This is a genomic window from Kineococcus vitellinus (assembly GCF_009906315.1).
Taxonomy (GTDB): domain Bacteria; phylum Actinomycetota; class Actinomycetes; order Actinomycetales; family Kineococcaceae; genus Kineococcus; species Kineococcus vitellinus.
On the sequence record NZ_JAAALL010000371.1, the window covers coordinates 1 to 3,658 of the forward strand.

Genomic DNA, 3,658 nt, shown 5'->3' on the forward strand with positions numbered 1-3,658 from the left:
GTGGGGGAGGTGGGCGGGGCAGGCGCGGGCGCAGCCGGGACGTGGCGGCGCACCGTCTCCTGCGCCGAGGTCGTCCTGGCCGCCGGGGCGGTCGAGACGGCGCGGCTGCTGCTGGCCAGCGCGCACCCGGGGGAGCCGCACGGGCTGGGCAACGACCGCGACCAGGTCGGCAGGCACCTGCAGGGGCACCTGTACGGCGGCGCGACCGCCGTCTTCGACGACCACGACCCCGACGAGGTCGTCGACCTGCTCGGCCCCGGGCCGGCCGTCGCCACCTGCGACCTGCGGCACGGCAACCCCGGCGTCGTCGGCGGCGGCATGCTGGCCAACGAGTTCGTGCCCACCCCCGCGCACGCCTTCCGCTGGCTCGCCGACGGCGGGTTCGTCCCGCCGCACGGCCCGGGGGCCGCGGCGGGGGTGCGCGCGCTGGCGCGCCGGCTGGTGCGGGTGGTGGGCCCGGTGCAGGAGGTCACCGGCGCCGACTCCCGGGTGCGGCTGGACCCGCGCGCCACCGACCGGCACGGCGACGCCGTCGCGATGCTCTCCGGCGGCGTGCACGCCGAGGACCGGCGGGGGCAGGAGTTCCTGTCCGCCCAGGCCGAGCGGTGGCTGCGGGCCGCCGGGGCGTCCCGGGTGCACCGGGTGCCGCCGCTGCCGGCGTCGGCGGGCTCGGCAGGGCCCAGCGGCGGTCAGCACCAGGCGGGCACCTGCCGGATGGGCACCGACCCCGCCCGCTCGGTCGTCGACCCGTTCGGGCGGCTGTGGGGGCACGAGGAGGTGCGCGTCGTCGACGCGTCCGTGCACGTCACCAACGGCGGGGTGAACCCCGTCCTGACGGTTCACGCGCTGGCGCTGCGCACCGTCGAGCACCTGGTCACCGGGCGCACCCGGCGCCGCGTCAGCGCCCGGGCGTGAGGCCCGCGCGGTCCAGGGCCACGAGCAGCTGGGGCAGCGTCGGCACCCCGGCGGCGCGGAAGACCTCCGCGCCGGCGGCGTCGCGCACGAGCAGCGTGGGCGTGGAGGTCACCGCCGCGGCCCGGGCGCGCTCGACGTCCGCGGCCACGTCGACCTCCTGCACCCGCAGCGCGGGCACGAGCGCGCCCGCCCGCTCCAGCACCGCGCGGGCGCTGCGGCACGGCGCGCAGAAGGCCGACGAGAACAGCTCCACCACCACGCCGGGGTCAACGCGCGCCGGCCCCCAGCCCTTCCGGGCGGTCCCGGACGAGCGGCCGGGGCGCCTCAGACGAGGTAGCGGTACAGCGGCTCGGCCGCCGAGATGCGCTCGAAGGACGGCGGCGCCGCGGCCATGCGCTCCAGCAGCCCCGGCAGGTCCTCCTGGGAGGGGATCTCGATGCCCACCAGCGCCGGCCCGAACTCGCGGTTGCTGCGCTTGACGTACTCGAAGAGCGTGATGTCGTCGTCGGGGCCGAGGACCTCGTCGAGGAAGCGGCGCAGCGCCCCCGGCTCCTGCGGGAACTCCACGAGGAAGTAGTGCTTGCGCCCCTCGTGCACCAGGGCCCGCTCGATGATCTCCGCGTAGCGGCTGATGTCGTTGTTGCCGCCGGAGACCACGCACACGACGTCCTGACCGGGCTCCACCTGCACGGCCCCGGCCAGCGCCGCCGTCGCCAGCGCGCCCGCGGGCTCGGCGATGATCCCGTCGGTCTGGTACATCGCGAGCATCTCCACGCAGATGGCCCCCTCCGGGACCGTCACCAGCTCCACGGGGTGCCCGGCGACCACCGCGTGCGTCACCTCGCCGACGCGGCGCACCGAGGCGCCGTCGACGAACGTGTCCAGGGCGTCCAGGCGCACCGGGGCGCCCGCCGTCAGCGCCGCCGCCATCGAGGCGGCGCCGGCGGGCTCGACGCCGACCACCCGCACCCGCGGGTGCCGCTCGGCGACCCAGGTGAGCACCCCCGCCAGCAGCCCGCCGCCGCCGACGGGCACCACGAGCACGTCCGGCGGCCCCTCGCCGAGCTCGGCGAGCTGCTCGACGACCTCCACCGCCACCGTGCCCTGGCCGGTGAGCGTGCGGGCGTCGTCGAAGGCGGGCACGATCGTGGCGCCGCTCTGGGCCGCGTCGCGCGCGGCGGCGGCGGCGGAGTCGTCGTAGGTGTCGCCCAGCACGAGCGTCTCGACGTAGTCCTGCCCCAGCGCGGCGATGCGGTCGCGCTTCTGGCGGGGCGTGGTGCGCGGCACGTAGATGCGCCCGTGCACCCGCAGCGCCGCGCACGCGTACGCCAGGCCCTGCGCGTGGTTGCCGGCGCTGGCGGTGACCACGCCCCTGCGGCGCTGCTCCTCGCTCAGCTGCGCCACGAGGTTGTAGGCGCCGCGCAGCTTGTAGGAGCGCACGACCTGCAGGTCCTCGCGCTTGACGCGCACGTGCGCGTCCGTGGCCGCCGACCAGCGCGCGTTCGTGGCCAGCGGCGTGCGGGTGACGACGCCGGCCAGCCGGGCGGCGGCCGCCTCCACGTCCGCGGCGGTGGGCAGCGCGGCGGCGGTCGGCGCGGTGGCCGGTGCGGTGGCGGGTGCAGCGGGAGGGTGCGCCGCGGCGGGTGCGGACGGTGGCGCGGCGTCGAGCGGCATGTGCCGATCCTGCCCGCTCCCGCGCCGCGCCGTGCACAGGGGCGCGAGCCGGGGACCTCAACGCCGCCTGCCGGGCGGGGTTCCGGCGCGCTGACGTGAGCTGCGCCACACCGCCCGTGCCGCGGCCTCGAGTGAGGACAGGCAGCCCTAGCATCGCTGAGGCTCACCTCACCCGGGTGGGCGCCCGTCCCCGCCGTGCGCTCCCCGCCGCGGCCGACCGCGAGGAGCCGTGCGTGCTCGCCACGTTCGTCATCGGACTGCGCGAGGGCCTCGAAGCCGCCCTCGTCGTCGGCATCGTCTCGGCGTTCCTCGTCCAGCGCGGCCGGCGGCGCTCGCTGCGCCTGGTGTGGACCGGCGTGCTGCTGGCCGCGGCCCTGTGCCTGGGCGCCGCGGCGGCCCTGCAGGCCGCCGCGCGCCAGCTGCCCCAGCGCCAGCAGGAGCAGCTGGAGACCGTCCTCGCGCTCGTCGCCGTCGCGATGGTCACCTGGATGATCGTCTGGGTGGCGCGCCACGCGCGCACCCTCCGGTCGGAGCTGGAGGGCGCGGCGTCGGCGGCGCTGGCCCGCGGCTCGGCCTGGGCGCTCGTCGCCATGGCCTTCCTCGCGGTGCTGCGCGAGGGCCTGGAGACCTCCGTCTTCCTGCTCGCCACCTACCAGGCCTCGGCCCGGGACGCCGACGGCGCGATCGGCGCCTCGCTGGGCATCGCCGCGGCCGTCGTCCTCGGCTGGCTCCTCTACCGCGGCGGCGTCCGCCTCGACCTCGCCCGCCTCTTCCGCGCCACCGGCGTCGTGCTCGTCCTCGTCGCCGCCGGGCTGGTCGTGTCGGCCGTGCACACCGCCTACGAGGCCGGCTGGCTGCTCGCCGGCCGGCAGCAGGTCCTGGACCTGTCCGCGCTCGTCACCCCCGGCACCGTGCGGGCGGCCGTCCTGCAGGGCGTCCTCGGCTGGCAGCCGCGCCCCACGCTCGCCGAGGTGACCGGCTGGCTGCTGTACGCGGTGCCGGTGCTGGCGCTCGTGCTGTGGCCGCGCCGCACGCACCCCGCCGCGCCCCGGGCGGTCTCCGCCTGACC

Annotated in this window: 4 protein-coding genes; 2 read left to right on the plus strand and 2 right to left on the minus strand. The window is 78.0% G+C overall.

Annotated features, from left to right (window positions below; all coding sequences use genetic code 11):
- On the plus strand, positions 1-915 hold a 915-nt coding region (locus GTQ99_RS20970; RefSeq protein WP_166617638.1), incomplete at its 5' end, for a GMC oxidoreductase.
- On the opposite strand, the gene GTQ99_RS20975 is transcribed toward GTQ99_RS20970, so the two are convergent.
- Positions 899-1,171 carry a thioredoxin family protein gene (locus GTQ99_RS20975; RefSeq protein ID WP_338075173.1) on the minus strand — a complete coding sequence of 91 codons (273 nt, stop codon included), beginning with the start codon at positions 1,169-1,171 and terminating at the stop codon, positions 899-901. The two genes, GTQ99_RS20970 and GTQ99_RS20975, sit on opposite strands and share 17 nt — an antisense overlap.
- Positions 1,172-1,239: 68 nt before the next feature.
- The gene (gene ilvA, locus GTQ99_RS20980) at positions 1,240-2,589 is read right to left on the minus strand and encodes a threonine ammonia-lyase IlvA (RefSeq protein ID WP_166617640.1); all 1,350 of its coding nucleotides are present in this window, start codon (positions 2,587-2,589) and stop codon (positions 1,240-1,242) included.
- A gap of 233 nt (positions 2,590-2,822) precedes the next feature.
- Here ilvA and efeU point away from each other — a divergent pair, with 233 nt between their 5' ends.
- Positions 2,823-3,656 (plus strand): iron uptake transporter permease EfeU, encoded by an 834-nt coding sequence (gene efeU / locus GTQ99_RS20985; protein ID WP_166617641.1) that lies wholly within the window; start codon positions 2,823-2,825, stop codon positions 3,654-3,656.
- Positions 3,657-3,658: the final 2 nt, after the last annotated feature.

Bases quoted from the DNA above. Each gene is read 5' to 3' on its own strand.
- ilvA (WP_166617640.1), bottom strand. From the start codon at position 2,589: ATGCCGCTCGACGCCGCGCCACCGTCCGCACCCGCCGCGGCGCACCCT.